The following is an 18,131-nucleotide window of genomic DNA, read 5'->3' as shown; positions in this document are numbered from 1 at the left end:
CAACCGATGAGTATATTAAAGGTGGACAAATGAATTTTCGAGGTGGATAAACGGTTATATAAGTGTCTTTTTTACACTTTGAGTATAATCTTGGACGGATGTCTCTTAAAATGAGCTCATTTTAAGACGAAGGGCTGCTATCATTGTTTCATAATAGCAACCCTTATATCAGTTATTCTTCGTTATTCAGCAGTGCGCTTGGTGTCACATTGAAATGTTTCGTGAAGCATCTTGTAAAATATTTGGGATCATTGAATCCTACTTCGTAGGCAACTTCCGCTATATTCATATTCTTCGTTTCCCGATTCTTCAGAATCAATTCCCGTGCGATGTTCAGTCTGTAATTCCGGATGAACTGTCCGGCGGACTGACCGATTAAGTTTTGCAGTTTTTTGTTCAGCAGGCTTTTGCTTACTCCGACGGCTTCACAAAAATCGCTGACTTCAAAATAGGAGTTCTTGTAGTTCTCTTTGATAACTTCCATTACTTGATTGAGGAACTTCTTATCACCGGATTCTTCTTCCATATTAAGTACGTCCACGTCCATATCAAGCGTAAATTTACGTTGATATCGTTTCCGGTTCTCCAGAATATTCTGAATACGGGTCAATAATAATGTCTCATCAAAAGGTTTCAGCAGATATTCGTCCACTCCCATACGATAGCTTTCCAGTCGGGCTTCTTGTGAGGTTTTGGCGGTCAGCATCAGGAAAGGAATATGCGAAATGGCAAATGTCTCCTTTACCCTTCGGGACAGCTCGATTCCGTCCATGACGGGCATCATCAAATCACTGATAATAAAGTCTATTGGATTACTATTAAGTATATGTAATGCTTCTTCGCCATTGGCAGCTTCCAGTACATGATACTGTTCACGAAGAATAGACCGGATATATCCCCGCATATCAGCATTATCCTCCACAACCAGTATACTTAAAGCCTCTTTCTCTTTTGGAGAGCCGGAATCCTGAACAGGAGTTGCGGACGAATCGTTGTGATCAATAATGATTGTCTTTTCGTCTTTCCTTTCATTTCGTTGCAAGGGGAGGAGGATGCGGAAAGAGCATCCCGCATGACGGTTATTGAATGCTTTGATCTCTCCGCCGTGCATTTGAACAATCCGTTTGCAGAGGTATAAACCGATGCCTGTTCCTGCTTGTCCGTATACCGGATATTTCACTTGATTCTGCGACTGGTAGAAGCGGTTGAAAATCCGATTGAGGTCTTCCTCAGGGATGCCCGAACCACTGTCCTTGACGCAAATATACAGAGTCTCTTTTTCACTGTCTTTGGCGAAAAGAGCAGATAGGTAGAGAGACACAGTTCCCCCGTTAGGAGTAAACTTGATAGCGTTACTCAACAGATTGGTGACCACCTTACGCATTGCTTCCTCATCGTACAAGATCTCCGGCATTTCCATCCGGTAATAGCGTTTGAGCACAATGTTCCGCTCTTGGGCGAATACTTCAAACGGAGTGATCAGTGAATCGATAAATTTCAGAAAATTTCCCCGAGTCTTCACAATCTCCAGTTTGCCGGACTCTACCTTCCGGAAATCCATCAACTGATTGACGAGAGACAATAGATATTTGGAATTGCGTTCCACGAAGTTCAATTGCTCAATGACTTGCGGATTGTAGCTTAATTTCAACGCACGTTCGATAGGACCGATAATGAGAGTAATCGGAGTGCGGAATTCATGGGTAATATTCGTAAAGAATGAAATCTTGTCAAGCGTCAATTCCTGCACTTTACGGGACATACGAATCAGTTGTGCCTTCTGCCTCGTGATTTTCTCATTCTGCTGAATCAGCATCTGGTTTTGGCGTGACAGCTCATCCGTTTGATTTTCTAACAGATGCTTTTGCTGTTCCAGTTCATGAGTACGTTCTTCTACCGTGCGGTGCAGATATTCTTTCTGCCGTTTCAGATTACGGATGCGCCATTGATAGAATTGCCATACACTGACAGATAACAATACGATGATGAATAGAATAAACCATACAGTCTTATAGAAATAAGGTACAATCGTAATCTTCAGTTCCGTTATGTTTTCTCCCTCGTTCTCACCATCAGGAGTGTATCTGACCTGTAGAGTATATGAACCGGGAGGTAAATTCGTATAACTGGCGAAACGACGGTTGCCCGGAACCTGTACCCATTTATCGTCAAAACCGACCAGACGATAACTGTATATGGCTGTATTGTTTGATTCAAAGTTGAGCGCTGCAAATTCGAGTGAGAAAGATTTCTCTTTTTCATGCAGTTTCAGTTCCGTCGTTATGGCAATATCTTCCGACAAGTATTCGCTGCCCGGCAATATTTCTTCATTACCTATCCGCAGGCGGGTGAAACGTACTTTGGCAGCTGGAAGAGACATCGCCGGACGATTACTTTCGATTGCAACCAATCCGCCTACACTGCCGAAATAGAGTAAGTCATGAGAAGAACCACATGAGGCGTTCCAATAAAACTGTGTGTCAATCAGACCATCCTGTATGGTATAGTTAATGAAACGATTCTCTGCCTGGTGATAACAGGAGAGTCCATTATTGGTACTGATCCATAAGTTACCGTTGTTATCTTCCAGTATTCCCCGAACACTATTGTTCGGTAGTCCTTGCGCTGTGCTATAAGAGATAAACTGTTCTTTTCCTTGAGCATCGATTTTTCGTTGATAAATGCCATATCCGTTACTGCCCAGCCATAAAGTACCGTCCTTACCTTGATAAAAGCAGGTTATTTTCTCAATCAGGCGGGAGGACGGATCGTCCAGTTTGTAGTTCAGGTGCCTGTACTGGAATTCTCCTTTAGAGGAACGGGAATGCAGATCGATGATATAAACCCCTTCCAGACAACCGACCCAAAGTTTACCCTCCTTATCAATAATGGAACCGATACAGCCATGAATATTTTCAGCAGCCTTATCCGGTAACGGAGCAGTTATTTCCTTTTTTACCGGATCATAAAAATAGAGTCCTTGATTGGCGCCTATCCATATACCTTCATTAATAGGGTCATAATTCAATACTCCGATAAAGTTAATCGGAAAGCCTCCGCCGGTCTGTGAGGAAATTACCTCCAGTATCTGTCGGGGAGCTTTCAGATCAAGCAGATTGAGACCTCCTCCCCATGTACCTATCCATAAGTGATTGTCGGTATCGGCAGTCAGGGCACTGACGGAGTTGTGACTCAGCCCTCCGTGTTCACGTGTATAATGGGTGAAATCTTCGCTGTTCCGTTCTTTTCTGTTCAGTCCGCCTTCTACTGTCCCTACCCATAAGGTTCCGTATACATCTTCATAAATTGCATTGACAGGATTATAGGATAAACTTGACGGATTTTCCTTGTCATGCCGGTAGCTCCGTATCGATAGTTGCCGTGGATTCAACAGATTGATACCTCCGGTTTCCGTACCGAACCAGATATGTTCTCCATCAGTCAATATGCAATTAATAAAGTTACTGTTCAGCAGATTGGTACCGCCATTTGGAAGGTCACAGGCTATACGTTCAAAATTATCCGTCATCGGGTTATAGATATTAATACCACGTAGTGTCGCGACGATTAATTGTTTGTCATCGGTGATAGCTAAATTTGTCAGATAATTTTGCGACAGGGAATAGGGATTGCCGGAATCATGCTCATATCGTTTTATCACATTTCCAGTTTTATTATAGCGGAATAGTCCGCGGTCACTGGAGATCCAGACTTCATTCTCTTTGCTGAGGAAATCCGAAATATAAGTTCCCGCTTCGAACTTCAGGCAGTCGGCTATGGGAGTGGTTACCAGTCTCTTTTGCGGACTTAATGCCACTTTTCGTATTTCTCCATTGTTTCCCATCCATATTTTCCCATCCTCGTCAATGTCTTTCAGAGCAATGTCCGGACCATTCAGATAGACAGGGCTGAGTGTAGACAGGATTTGCACTTCCCCTTTGTCATTGAATTCGATACGGTGAAGGGCGTTGTCGCAATGAAGCCAGATACAGCCTTGCGTATCTTTCATGATACGGGTAGCCGGTAGTTCCAGTATCTTTGGAAGTATCCCTTTCGGGTCATGGGGGATAATCGGTTTTAAAGTAGATAAGTCAATAATATCCGTTCCCCCTTCGGAGACGATCCAAAGGCGTTGGAAGGCGTCTTCACAGACATTGCGTATAAAGTTGCTTTTTAGTTTGCATTGGTGATTATTGGGAGTGTAGTTTACAAACTCATAGCCATCATAACGGGAAAGCCCGCCTCCGGCAGTCGAAATCCACATAAACCCCCGGCTGTCTTTGTACAAATCGTCGATAAAATTATGTGGAAGCCCCTCGTTCATGGTCACATACGTAATATTATAGCGGTCGGCAAACCGTTCCTGTGCCCGAACCTGTCCGGCCAGTGAACAGATACTATATATTATAAGGTATATAAGTAGGTGTTTTTTCATATATGTACGTATTAATAAGGGCAAAGTTAGAAGAATCTCTTCAATCACAAAAATGGGAAGAGCTTCTTTTCAGCAGATTATCGGATTGTCCACCAATCGTGTTCGTATGTCCACCTTTCATAGGGGAAACGGGGCGTATTTTTGTAGCATAATTGATGAACGAATACACAGATATTATGAAAAACTTGTTTTTGCCAGTTCTTTTAGTAGCAGGCAGCTTCTTTGTAAGTTGCACTTCTTCCGTGTTTACTCCGACTCCTTCTGCTAATTCTTGGGATGATAATTATTTATCAGTAGCCAAAATGGAAGATTACCGTCAATGGGGAACATACAATGTACACGATCCGTCCTGCCGGAAGCTGGGCGACTATTATTATATGTATTCTACAGATGCGATTTTCGGTGAGAACCGGAAAGAAGCGAGAGAGAAAGGCGTGCCGTTGGGATTTATCCAGATGCGCCGTTCTAAGGATTTGGTACATTGGGAATTTCTGGGATGGGCATTTCCTGAAATACCGGAAGAAGCGGTTCAATGGGTACAGTCTCATGCAGGAGGGCAGGGGGCGACCAATATCTGGGCACCGTATATCATCCCTTATAAAGATAAATACCGCCTCTACTATTGCGTATCCGCATTCGGACGTAAAACATCCTATATAGGACTTGCCGAATCAACTTCTCCCGAAGGGCCATGGACGCAGAAAGGCTGTATCGTTAAAACAGATGATTCTACCGCGATGAATGCTATCGATCCGAGCGTCATAGCAGATGAAAATACCGGTAAATGGTGGATGCATTACGGCTCCTTCTTCGGTGGTCTGTATTGCGTCGAACTGAATCCTGAAACCGGATTAGCCTTAAACGAAGGCGATTTGGGGCACCTTGTAGCACGGCGTGCCAACTATCGGAAGGACAATCTCGAAGCACCGGAAATAATCTATCATCCGGAGCTGAAACAATATTATCTTTTCACTTCCTATGATCCGCTGATGACGACTTATAATGTACGTGTCAGCCGTTCGGATGCTGCCGAAGGTCCGTTTACGGACTACTTTGGCAAGGCTGTGAAAGATACGACCAACAACTTCCCGATACTGACTGCACCATATCGTTTTGAGAACCATACCGGATGGGCGGGTACAGCGCATTGTGCCGTCTTTTCTGACGGTGAAGGAAACTATTTTATGGCACATCAGGGACGTCTGTCACCGCAAAATCAGTTAATGGTGTTACATATACGGCAGTTGTTCTTCACTCCCGAAGGCTGGCCGGTCGCTTCTCCCGAGAGATATGCAGGGACTGCTTCGCGTCAATTCAGCAAAGAAGATCTGGTCGGTGAATGGGAAATCATACGAGTGCAGGAACCAAGGTATGAGCGTCAGCTGGAAGCCGGACAGATCTTATGGGGAGAGGGAGAACTGAAAGAGAAGGAATGGAACTTGTCCACCCGAGTGACTTTGGTAAAAGACGGCACGTGCAAAGGGCAGATGACCGATAACGAATGGAATATAGTTCAAATGAATGGAAAATGGTCCTTTTTGACCGAAAAACATCTATTAATGGTAGATTTGAACTCGGAGAAGATTGAGAATCTGGTTATCTTTGCAGGACACGATTGGGAGAACGAAACCGAAACAATTCTCTTTACCGGACTCGATAGCCGGGGACGTTCTGTCTGGGGAAAAAGAATCAAATAACTATATATAATTTTTATTGAAAACCATGAGAAGATACACAGAATTACTGGCTGCATTAGCCTTATCTACCGGCATGGCGCTTCATGCGCAAACCAATGAAATGGTGATCCAGACTAAGAAGTTGGGTGCTGAAATCCAGCCGACAATGTACGGACTCTTTTTTGAAGACATCAATTATGCTGCCGATGGCGGACTTTATGCCGAACTGGTAAAGAACCGTTCATTCGAATTCCCTCAGCGTCTGATGGGATGGAAGACTTATGGAAAGGTGACTTTGCAGGATGACGGTCCTTTTGAACGCAATCCGCATTATGTGCGTCTTGATAATTCGGGACATGCCCACAAGCATACCGGACTGGATAATGAAGGTTTCTTCGGCATCGGGGTTAAGCAAGGTGAAGAATACCGCTTTTCCGTATGGGCACGTCTGCCGCACGGAGGTACAGGTGAAAAGATACGTGTGGAACTTGTAGATATCAAATCTATGGGCGAACATCAGGCTTTTGCCTCTCAGACACTGACCATTGATTCCAAAGACTGGAAGAAATATCAGATAATCTTAAAAGCGGGTGTTACCAATCCTAAAGCAACGCTTCGTATTTTCCTTGCTTCCCAGGGTACGGTAGACTTGGAGCATATTTCCCTTTTCCCTGTCGATACTTGGAAGGGACATGAGAACGGTCTTCGCAAAGACCTTGCGCAGGCTTTGGCGGATATTCATCCGGGAGTCTTCCGTTTCCCCGGTGGTTGCATCGTTGAAGGTACGGATCTCGAAACCCGTTATGACTGGAAGAAATCCGTGGGGCCGGTAGAAAACCGTCCATTGAACGAAAATCGCTGGCAATATACCTTTACCCATCGTTTCTATCCGGATTATTATCAAAGCTACGGACTGGGATTCTATGAATATTTTCTTCTTTCTGAAGAAATGGGAGCGGCACCGCTTCCGATCCTGAACTGCGGACTTGCCTGTCAGTATCAGAACAATGAAGAAAAAGCTTACGTAGCAGTTTGCGACCTGGACAGCTATATTCAGGATGCACTCGATCTGATCGAATTTGCCAATGGAGACGTGAACACGACTTGGGGGAAAGTACGTGCCGATATGGGACATCCGGCACCTTTTAATTTGAAATATCTGGGCATCGGTAATGAACAGTGGGGAAAAGAGTATCCCGAACGTCTCGAACCGTTTATCAAGGCTCTTCGCAAGGCGCATCCGGAAATCATGATTGTAGGCAGTTCCGGCCCGAATTCCGAAGGAAAAGAATTTGATTACCTGTGGCCTGAGATGAAGCGTCTGAAAGCTGATCTGGTAGACGAACACTTCTACCGTCCCGAAAGCTGGTTCCTCAGTCAGGGAGCACGCTATGATAACTATGACCGCAAAGGACCGAAAGTATTTGCCGGCGAATATGCTTGTCACGGAAAAGGAAAGAAATGGAACCACTTCCATGCTGCCTTGCTCGAAGCAGCCTTCATGACCGGATTGGAACGTAATGCCGATATCGTACATATGGCTACTTATGCGCCGCTTTTCGCTCATGTGGAGGGATGGCAATGGCGTCCGGACATGATTTGGTTTGATAATCTTAACTCGGTGCGTACCGTAAGTTATTATGTGCAGCAGCTGTACGCACAGAACAAAGGAACGAATGTACTTCCTCTCACTATGAACAAGAAACCGGTAACAGGGGCGGAAGGACAAAACGGACTTTTTGCCAGTGCAGTCTATGATAAGGATAAGAACGAACTGATTGTCAAAGTAGCTAATACTTCCGATAAGACACAGCCTGTATCCTTGACTTTCGAAGGTCTGAAAAAGCAGGATGTATTGTCCGAAGGACGTTGCATCACTCTTAGCTCACTCGACCAGGACAAAGATAATACGCTTGAACAACCGTTTGCCATCACTCCACAGGAGACACCGGTAACGATCAATGGTCATGCGTTAACCACCGAACTCGGACCGAACACGTTTGCAGTTTATAAATTCACGAAGAAATAAAATGAATAGCGTTAAACTAGTTATGATTTCATGCGTATTGGCAGCCTTTTCCGGGCTGTCTGCGCAGAATGACACTACTTTTGTAGCCAATGGCAATCCCATCATAAAATATAAATATACAGCCGATCCGGGTGCTATGGTGCATGACGGTAAGGTGTACATTTATGCCGGACATGATGAATGTCCTCCTCCCAAAGAACATTACCAGTTGAATGAATGGTGTGTATTCTCGTCTCCCGATATGAAAACATGGACGGAGCATCCTGTACCTTTGAAAGCCAAAGATTTCAGTTGGGCAAAAGGGGAAGCATGGGCTAGTCAGGTGATAGAACGTGACGGGAAGTTCTATTGGTATGTGACGGTGGAACACGGCACTATTCACGGAAAATCCATCGGTGTAGCCGTATCTGATTCGCCTGTCGGTCCTTTTGTGGATGCCCGTGGTTCCGCACTGATCACCAATGATATGACGACCGAATTTACCAAGATCTCTTGGGAAGATATCGATCCGACTGTTTTTATTGACGACGACGGACAGGCATATCTTTATTGGGGGAATACCCAATGCTACTATGTCAAACTGAAAAAGAATATGATCGAGCTGGATGGTCCTATCGTACCGGTTCATCTGCCCCGATATACGGAAGCTCCGTGGATACATAAGTGTGGAGACTGGTATTACCTTTCATATGCTTCTGAATTTCCGGAAAAGATATGCTACGCCATGAGCCGTAGCATTACCGGACCTTGGGAATACAAAGGCATCCTTAATGAGATAGCCGGCAATTCCAATACCAATCATCAGGCTATTATCGAGTTCAAGGGCGACTGGTATTTCATTTATCATAATGGAAGCATCAATACAGCCGGAGGCAGTTTCCGCCGTTCCGTCTGCATCGATCGTTTGTATTATAACGAGGACGGTACCATGAAACGCATTCAGATGACAACGGAAGGCGTACAATAAACAGGAAATTATAGGGTTAGGTTAGATAATAGGTTTTTAGATTTTTGTTAATTGAAAAGTAAGGGCGTCCTTCCATTCCGGAAAGACGCCCTGCTTATTTAATTCTGATGAATAATAACTTATTCTACTTTGCGTGAACCGTCACCGATTACTACATCATATACTTTCGGGCTTCTGCCGAATTTAGCTTTGAAAGCTTCTTTTGTCTTTTCAACGAAGTTGTCATACAGTTCGTTCTTGACAAGGTTGATAGTACAACCACCGAAGCCGCCACCCATTACGCGTGAACCGGTTACACCATATTCTTTAGCGCAATCGTTCAGGAAGTCAAGTTCTTCGCAGCTCACTTCGTACAATTTGCTCATACCGTGGTGAGTTTCGTACATTTTCTGACCTACTGTTTCGTAATCGTCTTTTTCCAGCGCATCGCAAACATCAAGTACGCGTTGGATTTCTTCGATTACATATTCGGCACGCATATAATCTTCAGCGCTGATATCAGCTTTCGCTTCTTCCAGCATGTCCATTGTACAGTCACGCAGGAATTCTACATGCGGATGTTTTTTCTGGATAGCAGCAACAGCAGCCTCACAGCTCTGACGACGCTTGTTGTAAGCAGAAGAAGCCAGTTCGTGTTTCACTACTGAATCCATCAATACCAGACGATAACCTTCCGGATGGAATGGGAAATATTGATATTCTAGTGAACGGCAGTCCAGACGGATCAAGCTGCCAGCTTTACCGAATACAGAAGCGAACTGGTCCATGATACCGCAGTTTACACCGCAGTAGTTGTGTTCAGTAGCCTGACCTACTTTAGCCAATTCAAATTTGTCGATTTTACCTTCACCGAACAGTTCATTCAATGCGAAAGCATATGTACTTTCCAGAGCAGCAGAAGAAGACATACCTGCACCCAGAGGCACATCGCCGGAGAAAGCGGTATTGAATCCTTTCACGTCTACGCCACGTTTGATCATTTCACGGCATACACCGAAAATGTATCTTGCCCAGCTTGCGCGGGGAGCATCCTCTTCGTTCAGACCAAATTCTACATAATCTTTCAGGTCGATAGAATAAGCTCTTACTTTGTCAGTGCCGTTCGGTTTGATTTCAGCAAGCATACCTTTGTCTACAGCTCCGGGGAATACGAATCCACCGTTGTAGTCAGTATGTTCGCCAATCAGGTTGATACGACCCGGAGAGGCATATATAAATCCTGTAGTTCCATCAAAATGCTTAATGAAGCGACTTCTTACGTGTTCTATATCCATGATAAATCAATTTTATAAGGTGAATAAATTAAATTCAGATTTTTTATTCTACTGGAATGTCTTTATTTACGTTCTTGCAACCTACCAGACCGTAGTACAGCAAGTAAGCCAGAGCAGCGATAATTACCCAATAGCTAGCCATGAAACCGGCTACGTCAGCTACCCATCCTTGAATTACAGGCAGGATACCTCCACCGCATACCAGTACCATAAACAGACCGGAAGCAGCAGCCAGATATTTACCCAGTCCTTCTACAGCAAGGTTGAAGATACCACCCCACATGATAGAAGTACAGAGACCAACTAATACCAAGTACATAGCGTTAATGGGCACTTCTGCAAAACCGAATGACAAACCGCCAGTTGCGCTTTGTTGAAGTACAGGCAGATTCACCAATGTTCCTGTAGAAGAGAAGATAGCAAGGAATACTAAAATCAATCCCAGAGCGGATGTAAATGTAAGCATCGCTTTACTGGAAACTTTTGCACCGAGTGAAGCACCGGCCAGACGACCGATCAACATCAGGAACCAGTAAGTTCCTACTACGAAACCGGAGATTGTAGAAGCGATACCGGCACCGCCTTTTTCTACAGGGTCAGTAAGGAACAGGTTCAGAGTACCCGGTACACCTACTTCAATACCTACATATACAAAGATAGCGATAGCGCCCAATACAAAGTGACGGAACTTCAAAGCACCTTTCATCAGTGTGCTGATTGGTTCAGTTGTAGCAGCAGCGTTCGGTTCCGGAATGCGTACAAACAGGAGTACGAAGAATGCGAAAGCGAATACAGCCATTGCGGTGTACATTACAGGGAAAATCTGAGAGATAGTAGCTTTTTCGATAGATCCGGCGATCAGGATACCAACGAACATCGGAGTGATGGTAGCCATTACAGAGTTGAAAGAGCCGCCCACCTGGATAAGCTGGTTACCTTTGTTACCTTCACCACCCAGTTTGTTCAACATCGGGTTTACTACAGTGTTAAGCAAACACATAGAGAAACCTGCTACGAATGCACCAATCAAATAAACGGCAAAAGCCATCTCAGGGCTTGAATGACCGGACAGGAACTGGATACCTACGCCGATAAAACCGATAGCTACTGCGATAAGTGCTGTTTTCTTATATCCCACACGTTGCAACAAGATACCGCTGGGGATACCCATTACTGCATAAGCTATAAAGTTACCGAAGTTTCCCAGCATACCCAAAGCATTGGATACGTCGAATTGGTTCTTCAGCACAATACCCATAGGAGCTGCGAGGTTAGTAACGAATGAAATCATACCGAAAAGGAAAATCATCGTGATAATGGCAATGATTTTTCCATTCTTTTTTTCTTGTGTCATGGTTCTATTAAAAATGTTAGTTTATAAAATTAGGTTAGTTATTTTTTTATCTTTTATTTTTCCACACCGAATTTGTAGATAGTCACCTGCTGGTATTCATCGCCCGGCAATAAAGTAGCCGAGGGGAAATGAGGTTTGTTCGGAGTGTCGGGGAAACATTGTGCCTCGAAGCAGATAGCGCTTCTTGCAGGGAATGTAGCACCGTGAGCACCTTCGAAACCATTCAGCCAGTTACCGGTGTAAAGTTGTACACCTGCTTCAGTAGTGTATACTTCCATGGTACGACCGCTATTCGGTTCGAAACAAGTAGCAGCGAGATCCAGTGAACCTGTTTCAATCTTGTTCAGTACGTAGCAGTGGTCGTATCCGGCACCGTTAATCAGTTGTTGGAATTTATCGTTGATACGTTCGCCTACGGTATGCGGAGTGGTGAAGTCCATTGGAGTACCTTCTACTTTGGCAACTTCTCCGGTTGGGATAGAAACTTCATCGATAGGCGTGTAGAAATTAGCGTTGATAGTAACAATATTGTTTTCGATAGTAGGAGTAGGATTGCTGATACCAGCCAGATTGAAGAAACCGTGATTGGTCAGGTTGACTACAGTAGCTTTGTCAGTTGTGGCACGATATTCGATTACCAGTGCATTTTCTTCTTCTTCCAGGCGATAAACCATTTCAACCTCCAGATTGCCGGGGAAACCTTCTTCGCCGTCGGCTGAAACATAATTGAACTGGATTATATTTTCAGCCAGTTGGTCGGCATCCCAAACGCGGGCGTGAAAACCGGTAGGTCCTCCGTGCAGGGAGTTGGGTCCGTTGTTGATGGTGAGCTCGTGCTCTTCTCCGTACAATGTGAATTTTCCTTTGGCGATGCGGTTGCCATAGCGTCCGATAGTAGTGCTGAGGAAGGGTTCCGGGCTGTTGACAACGTGGTCTATGCTGTCGTGTCCTAGGACAACGTTTGCATATTTTCCATCTTTATCCGGTACCATGATAGCGAGAATGGCGCATCCGTAATTAGTTACGGCGACTTCCATTCCCTTTTTATTTTTGAGGATAAATAAATCAGTTTCTTTATTATTTATCTCCTTTTGGAAATCTTTCCGGCTGAGCCCTGATAGATTCCCTTCCGTTGGGAATGTGTTATTCATGTCTGGTATTCTTAAAATTTTCTTGCAAATAAAGGTAAATTCTTTGTTACTCACAAATTATTCCGGCTAAATATGGTGGGTAGTTTAGGAAAGTTTAGCGTTCTCACTTAGGTTTCTGTATTTTTCATCCTTCTTTTCTTTTAAAGTGAACAATTTTTCGTATGTTTGTTCCCGGATTATTATAATCCGGGAGAATTTAATCTAAGTTTATTAACAAGAAAAACAAAAATGTATCCATTAAAATTCGAACCTATTCTGAAGCAGACGCTTTGGGGGGGCGACAAAATTATTCCGTTCAAGCATTTGAGTTCAGACTTGAAAGGAGTAGGAGAAAGCTGGGAGATTTCCGGCGTAGAGGACAATGAATCTGTTGTGGCTAATGGCCCGGACAAAGGTTTAACTCTGGCTGATATGGTGAGAAAGTATCGCGAGGAACTGGTTGGCGAAGCGAATTATGCTCGTTTTGGCAATAAATTCCCACTGCTTATCAAATTCATCGATGCAAAGCAGGATTTATCCATTCAGGTGCATCCGGCAGATGATTTGGCAAAGAAAAGGCACAACTCAATGGGTAAAACCGAAATGTGGTATGTAGTGGATGCTGATAAAGGAGCGAAACTGCGTTCTGGATTTTCCGAGCAAATCACCCCGAAAGAATATAAAGAGCGCGTGCTGAACAATACGATCACTGACGTATTGCAGGAGTATGAGATCAAGCCGGGAGATGTATTCTTCCTTCCTGCCGGACGTGTGCACAGTATTGGCGCCGGTGCGTTTATTGCCGAAATCCAGCAGACTTCGGATATTACTTATCGTATCTATGACTTCAACCGTAAGGATGCAAACGGAAAGACTCGTGAATTGCATACTGACCTGGCGCGTGAAGCCATCAATTACGAAGTGTTGGATGATTATCGTACCAAATACGAAGCGGTGAAAGATGAGCCGGTAGAACTTGTAGCTTGTCCGTACTTCACTACTTCCGTGTATGATATGACCGAAGAAATCAGCTGTGATTATTCAGAACTCGATTCATTCGTGATCTTCATTTGTATGGAAGGTGCATGCAAGATAAAAGACAATGAAGGTAATGAACTGAAAGTAGGTGCCGGAGAATCTATTCTGCTTCCTGCTACAACACAGGATGTAACAATTACTCCGGAAGCTGGAAACGTAAAATTGCTGGAAACATACGTGTAAATAATAGACAATATTATTGATAAAAGTATAGACCGGGCAGGCGAGAAAAACTTTCTCGCCTGCTTTGCGTTGTAGAAAGAAAGGTGTATCTTTGTGCATGCCCGATTATATTCCTAATTGGGTACATGAATAAATAATCAGAGAAAGTATGAATAGCAAGATTTATCCGATTGGTGTACAAAACTTCGAGAGTCTCCGTAAGGATGATTATTTTTATATTGATAAAACGGCATTGGTTTATCAATTAGCAAGAACAGGGAGATATTATTTTCTAAGTCGCCCTCGTCGCTTTGGAAAAAGTTTGCTTATATCTACGCTGGAAGCTTACTTTCAGGGGAAGAAAGAACTTTTCGAAGGTCTGGCTATCGAGACCCTTGAAAAGGATTGGATAAAGCATCCGATATTGCATCTGGACCTCAATATCGAAAAATATGATGTACCCGAGAGTCTTGATAACATACTCGAAAAGTCATTGGTAGCATGGGAGAAACTATATGGAGCCGAACCCTCCGAGCGTTCGTTTTCCCTGCGTTTTGCGGGTATTATACAGCGTGCCTGCGAGAAGACAGGACAGCGCGTTGTCATCTTGGTGGACGAGTATGACAAACCCATGTTGCAAGCCATTGGTGACGATGAATTGCAAAAGTACTACCGTAATACATTGAAGCCATTTTATGGTGCATTGAAAAGCAAAGATGGCTACATCAAATTCGCTATGCTGACAGGTGTCACTAAGTTCGGTAAAGTAAGTATTTTCAGTGACTTGAATAATCTGAAAGATATATCAATGGATGAACGGTTTATTGAAATTTGCGGCATTACGGAGAAAGAAATCCACGATAATCTGGAAAAAGAACTTCATGAACTGGCTCGGAATCAGAAAATGAGTTATGATGAAGTTTGCAAGGAATTGAAAGCATGTTATGATGGCTACCATTTTGTAGAAGACTCTGTCGGTATTTACAATCCCTTCAGTTTGCTTAATACATTTGACCAAATGAAGTTTGGTGATTACTGGTTTGAAACAGGTACACCGACCTATTTGGTTGAACTTTTAAAAAGTAGTCATTACGATCTCCGGCGTGTTGTAAATGTGGAAACAGATTCCGATGTTTTGAATAGTATTGATTCCACTTCAAAAAATCCTATTCCGGTGATTTATCAAAGTGGATATCTTACGATAAAAGGTTATGACCGTCGTTTTAAAATTTATCGTTTAGGTTTTCCCAATCGTGAAGTAGAGGAAGGATTTATGAAATATTTGCTTCCATTTTATGCAAATGTAGATCAGATAGATTCACCGTTTCAGATCACTAAATTTATTCATGAAGTCGAACAAGGCGATTGTGATGCTTTCTTTCATCGCCTGCAAAGCTTCTTTGCCGATACTCCCTATGAGTTGGCCCGTGATTTGGAGTTGCATTATCAGAATGTACTATTCATTGTCTTCAAGTTGATTGGCTTCTACGTTAAGGTAGAATATCATACAAGTGAAGGGCGTATCGATCTTGTCTTACAGACTGACAAATTCATATATGTGATGGAATTTAAGTTGGATGGTACTGCTGAAGAAGCTATCAAACAGATTAATGAAAAGCATTATGCACTTCCTTTTGAGGCAGACGGACGCCGACTTTTCAAGATAGGTGTCAATTTTAGCTCAGAAACACGCAATATTGAGAAGTGGATAGTGGAGTAGCATCAATTCTATCCCCATTCAGTTTTATATAATTTTTTTGGAAAGGTTTTAAACTTCTGTTGCTAAATCATTTTTTTCGTCTTATCATTGTATAAATTTACTAGTGATATATATGAATAAAAATGGATTTAGCCGTTGTGCGGAGTCGTACATCGGTCGTTTACGAAAAGAGGGGCGTCATTCTACGGCCCATGTTTATACGAATGCTCTTTTTTCTTTTACCAAGTTTTGTGGCACTACCCATGTTGCTTTCCGGCAAGTCACCCGTGAACGCTTGCGCTGTTACGGGCAGTATCTTTATAGTTCCGGTCTGAAGCCGAATACGGTATCAACGTATATGCGTATGCTTCGTAGCATCTATAATAGAGGAGTGGAGTCGGGCAGAGCTCCGTATGTGCATCGTCTGTTTCATGATGTTTATACGGGAGTGGATATTTGCCAGAAGAAAGCGTTGCCTGTCGGAGAACTTAATCGCCTCCTCTATGAAGATCCCAAATCGGAACGTTTGCGTCGTACGCAGGCTATCGCTGCCTTGATGTTTCAATTCTGCGGAATGTCTTTCGCTGACCTTGCTCATTTGGAGAAATCTTCGCTGGAACGGAATATCATCCGGTATAATCGTATCAAGACGAAAACTCCGATGAGTGTGGAAGTACTGGATACTGCACAAGATATAATCAGTCGGCTTCGCAACTGTCAGCCTTCTCATCCGGATTGTCCCGACTATCTGTTCAGTATCCTTCTTGGCGACAAGAAGAGAGAAGATGAAAGTGCATACCGGGAATATCAGTCCGCTCTCCGCAGGTTCAATAATCGTCTGAAGAGACTTGCAAAGGCTCTTCGGCTGACTTCTCCCGTCACTTCCTATACTATCCGTCATTCCTGGGCTACTACCGCTAAGTATCGTGGTGTTCCTATTGAGATGATCAGTGAGTCGCTGGGGCATAAGTCTATTAAGACTACTCAGATTTATCTGAAAGGTTTTGGTCTGCAGGAACGTACAGAAGTGAATCGAATGAATTTATCTTACGTGAAGAACTGTCGGATAGGACGGGTGTAAAATATTTAATAAGTTGATAGTCAGCATGGATCTGTTTCTGTTACTTCTTAGGTAACGGAAGTGTATACAGCATAAACGAACAATGAAAAAAGGTTGAAAAGCAGCAGCAAATATGTTGTCAAGAGAGTTACATCCTAAGTAGAAGGGTATATACCAATGGAAATTAGGTATATAAGGAGTGAGGCATGAAAATAAGTATTTTTCATGTCTAAAGATGTTTTTACCCTATATTTTAGATAAAACTAAAAAAAGTGAGCTTTAATTTGTTTCTTATTTGTGTTTTTGTCTATCTTTGCATCAAATTTACTTCCGTTACCTAAGAAGTAACGGAAACATATGGGGTAAAAAAACATGATTCTAACAAAAGAGAAATCAGCCATCCTCGGGACCAAAAATGGGACAGGGGAGGGCGTAGCGTGCTTAAAACGCTGGTATGTGGCACATGTTCGCATACATCACGAAAAAAAAGTAGCCGAATATTTGGGGAAAATGGGAATTGAGACTTTTGTTCCTGTCCAGCAAGAAATCCATCAATGGAGTGATCGCCGTAAATTAGTTGAAACAGTTCTTCTTCCGATGATGGTGTTTGTTCATGCCGATCCGAAGGAACGGATGGCTGCTTTAACTCTTGCCACGGTAAGCCGTTACATGGTGTTGCGTGGTGAGGGAAAGCCTGCTGTGATTCCTGATGATCAGATGGCGCGTTTCCGTTTTATGCTCGATTATTCGGAAGAGGCAATCTGTATGAATTATTCTCCATTAGCTCGTGGAAAGAAAGTTCGTGTTATCAAAGGTCCTTTGACGGGACTGGTTGGAGAACTAGTTGCGTTAGATGGCAAAAGTAAGATTGCTGTCCGGCTGGATATGTTGGGCTGCGCTTGTGTCGATATGCCTATCGGATATGTAGAGCAAATTGGCGAAAGAAACTAAGTAGGTGATGGGGACCTTCAATAATAGCATACAGGAGAAAATAGAAAAACTACAAAAAACAGTTGATACATTGCTTCATATGGGTGAGAATATGGACTGTATATGTATTGACGATCTTTCACTACTTAATAAAGAGATCCATGAACAGATCAATGATCTGTATCCTTGTCACGGTAAGACAGCCGAACAGGAAGCTGCTTTGTGCTTGTCTCTTCTGATGGGATATAGTGTGTCTATGTATGCCAATTCGGAGGATGAGGCAAAGAAAGAAACTGTTCTGAGGCGTTCGCAAATGATTCTGAAAAACCAATTGCCTTCACCATTGAAAATTCAGTTACACACAATCTACGATAAAC

Annotated in this window: 12 protein-coding genes; 8 read left to right on the top strand and 4 right to left on the bottom strand. The window is 43.3% G+C overall.

Features of this window, described 5'->3' with window-relative positions; all coding sequences use genetic code 11:
- Nucleotides 1–172 precede the first annotated feature (172 nt).
- Nucleotides 173–4,435, bottom strand: a complete 4,263-nt coding sequence (locus KTR07_RS24260; RefSeq protein WP_117981235.1) for a hybrid sensor histidine kinase/response regulator transcription factor — start codon at nt 4,433–4,435, stop codon at nt 173–175.
- Between the two features lie 155 nt (nt 4,436–4,590).
- Between KTR07_RS24260 and KTR07_RS24255 the strand changes: the two genes are divergently transcribed.
- Genes KTR07_RS24255 through KTR07_RS24245 form a run of 3 tightly spaced genes read left to right on the top strand, consistent with a single transcriptional unit; the run spans nt 4,591 to nt 9,107 of the window.
- Nucleotides 4,591–6,132, top strand: coding sequence for an arabinan endo-1,5-alpha-L-arabinosidase (locus KTR07_RS24255; RefSeq protein WP_117981202.1), 1,542 nt, complete (start codon nt 4,591–4,593; stop codon nt 6,130–6,132).
- A gap of 25 nt (nt 6,133–6,157) precedes the next feature.
- On the top strand, nt 6,158–8,140 hold the full coding sequence (locus KTR07_RS24250) for an alpha-L-arabinofuranosidase C-terminal domain-containing protein (RefSeq protein WP_117981201.1): 1,983 nt from the start codon (nt 6,158–6,160) through the stop codon (nt 8,138–8,140).
- A gap of 1 nt (nt 8,141) precedes the next feature.
- Nucleotides 8,142–9,107, top strand: coding sequence for a glycoside hydrolase family 43 protein (locus KTR07_RS24245; protein WP_048696512.1), 966 nt, complete (start codon nt 8,142–8,144; stop codon nt 9,105–9,107).
- 119 nt (nt 9,108–9,226) lie between these two features.
- Here the strand turns inward: KTR07_RS24245 and galK are convergent, their stop codons facing one another.
- The 3 genes from galK to KTR07_RS24230 are packed head-to-tail and all read right to left on the bottom strand — an operon-like array spanning nt 9,227 to nt 12,886.
- Nucleotides 9,227–10,381: a galactokinase gene (gene galK, locus KTR07_RS24240; protein ID WP_074858529.1), complete on the bottom strand. Its 1,155-nt coding sequence runs from the start codon at nt 10,379–10,381 to the stop codon at nt 9,227–9,229.
- 43 nt (nt 10,382–10,424) lie between these two features.
- Nucleotides 10,425–11,735, bottom strand: a complete 1,311-nt coding sequence (locus KTR07_RS24235; RefSeq protein ID WP_008760657.1) for a sugar MFS transporter — start codon at nt 11,733–11,735, stop codon at nt 10,425–10,427.
- A 53-nt stretch (nt 11,736–11,788) separates the two neighbouring features.
- Complete coding sequence (locus tag KTR07_RS24230) at nt 11,789–12,886, bottom strand: aldose epimerase family protein (RefSeq protein WP_008766110.1); 1,098 nt, start codon at nt 12,884–12,886, stop codon at nt 11,789–11,791.
- 228 nt (nt 12,887–13,114) lie between these two features.
- Here KTR07_RS24230 and KTR07_RS24225 point away from each other — a divergent pair, with 228 nt between their 5' ends.
- From KTR07_RS24225 to KTR07_RS24205, 5 genes are all read left to right on the top strand, one after another.
- A complete protein-coding gene (locus tag KTR07_RS24225; RefSeq protein WP_117981200.1) occupies nt 13,115–14,086 on the top strand; it encodes a type I phosphomannose isomerase catalytic subunit in 972 nt (323 codons plus the stop codon).
- Nucleotides 14,087–14,234: 148 nt separating this feature from the next.
- Nucleotides 14,235–15,785, top strand: a complete 1,551-nt coding sequence (locus tag KTR07_RS24220; RefSeq protein ID WP_008766109.1) for an ATP-binding protein — start codon at nt 14,235–14,237, stop codon at nt 15,783–15,785.
- 112 nt (nt 15,786–15,897) lie between these two features.
- Nucleotides 15,898–16,845, top strand: a complete 948-nt coding sequence (locus KTR07_RS24215) for a tyrosine-type DNA invertase cluster 3b (RefSeq protein WP_008766108.1) — start codon at nt 15,898–15,900, stop codon at nt 16,843–16,845.
- Nucleotides 16,846–17,196: 351 nt separating this feature from the next.
- Complete coding sequence (locus tag KTR07_RS24210) at nt 17,197–17,775, top strand: UpxY family transcription antiterminator (RefSeq protein WP_008763896.1); 579 nt, start codon at nt 17,197–17,199, stop codon at nt 17,773–17,775.
- A gap of 7 nt (nt 17,776–17,782) precedes the next feature.
- Nucleotides 17,783–18,131, top strand: a 349-nt coding sequence (locus KTR07_RS24205; protein ID WP_217315521.1) for a UpxZ family transcription anti-terminator antagonist, incomplete at its 3' end; no start/stop codon positions are given.

The sequence above is a fragment of the Bacteroides sp. MSK.20.82 genome (assembly GCF_019052485.1).
In the GTDB taxonomy this organism is placed as follows: domain Bacteria; phylum Bacteroidota; class Bacteroidia; order Bacteroidales; family Bacteroidaceae; genus Bacteroides; species Bacteroides thetaiotaomicron.
Note: the sequence above shows the minus strand (reverse complement) of the source record. Positions and strands in the feature narration are given on the sequence as shown.

Excerpts from the sequence above, each read along its gene's own strand:
- KTR07_RS24210 (WP_008763896.1), top strand. The coding sequence starts at position 17,197 with ATGATTCTAACAAAAGAGAAATCAGCCATCCTCGGGACCAAAAATGGG.
- KTR07_RS24230 (WP_008766110.1), bottom strand. The coding sequence starts at position 12,886 with ATGAATAACACATTCCCAACGGAAGGGAATCTATCAGGGCTCAGCCGG.
- KTR07_RS24245 (WP_048696512.1), top strand. The coding sequence starts at position 8,142 with ATGAATAGCGTTAAACTAGTTATGATTTCATGCGTATTGGCAGCCTTT.
- KTR07_RS24255 (WP_117981202.1), top strand. The coding sequence starts at position 4,591 with ATGAACGAATACACAGATATTATGAAAAACTTGTTTTTGCCAGTTCTT.
- KTR07_RS24260 (WP_117981235.1), bottom strand. The coding sequence starts at position 4,435 with ATGAAAAAACACCTACTTATATACCTTATAATATATAGTATCTGTTCA.
- KTR07_RS24220 (WP_008766109.1), top strand. The coding sequence starts at position 14,235 with ATGAATAGCAAGATTTATCCGATTGGTGTACAAAACTTCGAGAGTCTC.
- KTR07_RS24235 (WP_008760657.1), bottom strand. The coding sequence starts at position 11,735 with ATGACACAAGAAAAAAAGAATGGAAAAATCATTGCCATTATCACGATG.
- KTR07_RS24215 (WP_008766108.1), top strand. The coding sequence starts at position 15,898 with ATGAATAAAAATGGATTTAGCCGTTGTGCGGAGTCGTACATCGGTCGT.
- galK (WP_074858529.1), bottom strand. The coding sequence starts at position 10,381 with ATGGATATAGAACACGTAAGAAGTCGCTTCATTAAGCATTTTGATGGA.
- KTR07_RS24250 (WP_117981201.1), top strand. The coding sequence starts at position 6,158 with ATGAGAAGATACACAGAATTACTGGCTGCATTAGCCTTATCTACCGGC.
- KTR07_RS24225 (WP_117981200.1), top strand. The coding sequence starts at position 13,115 with ATGTATCCATTAAAATTCGAACCTATTCTGAAGCAGACGCTTTGGGGG.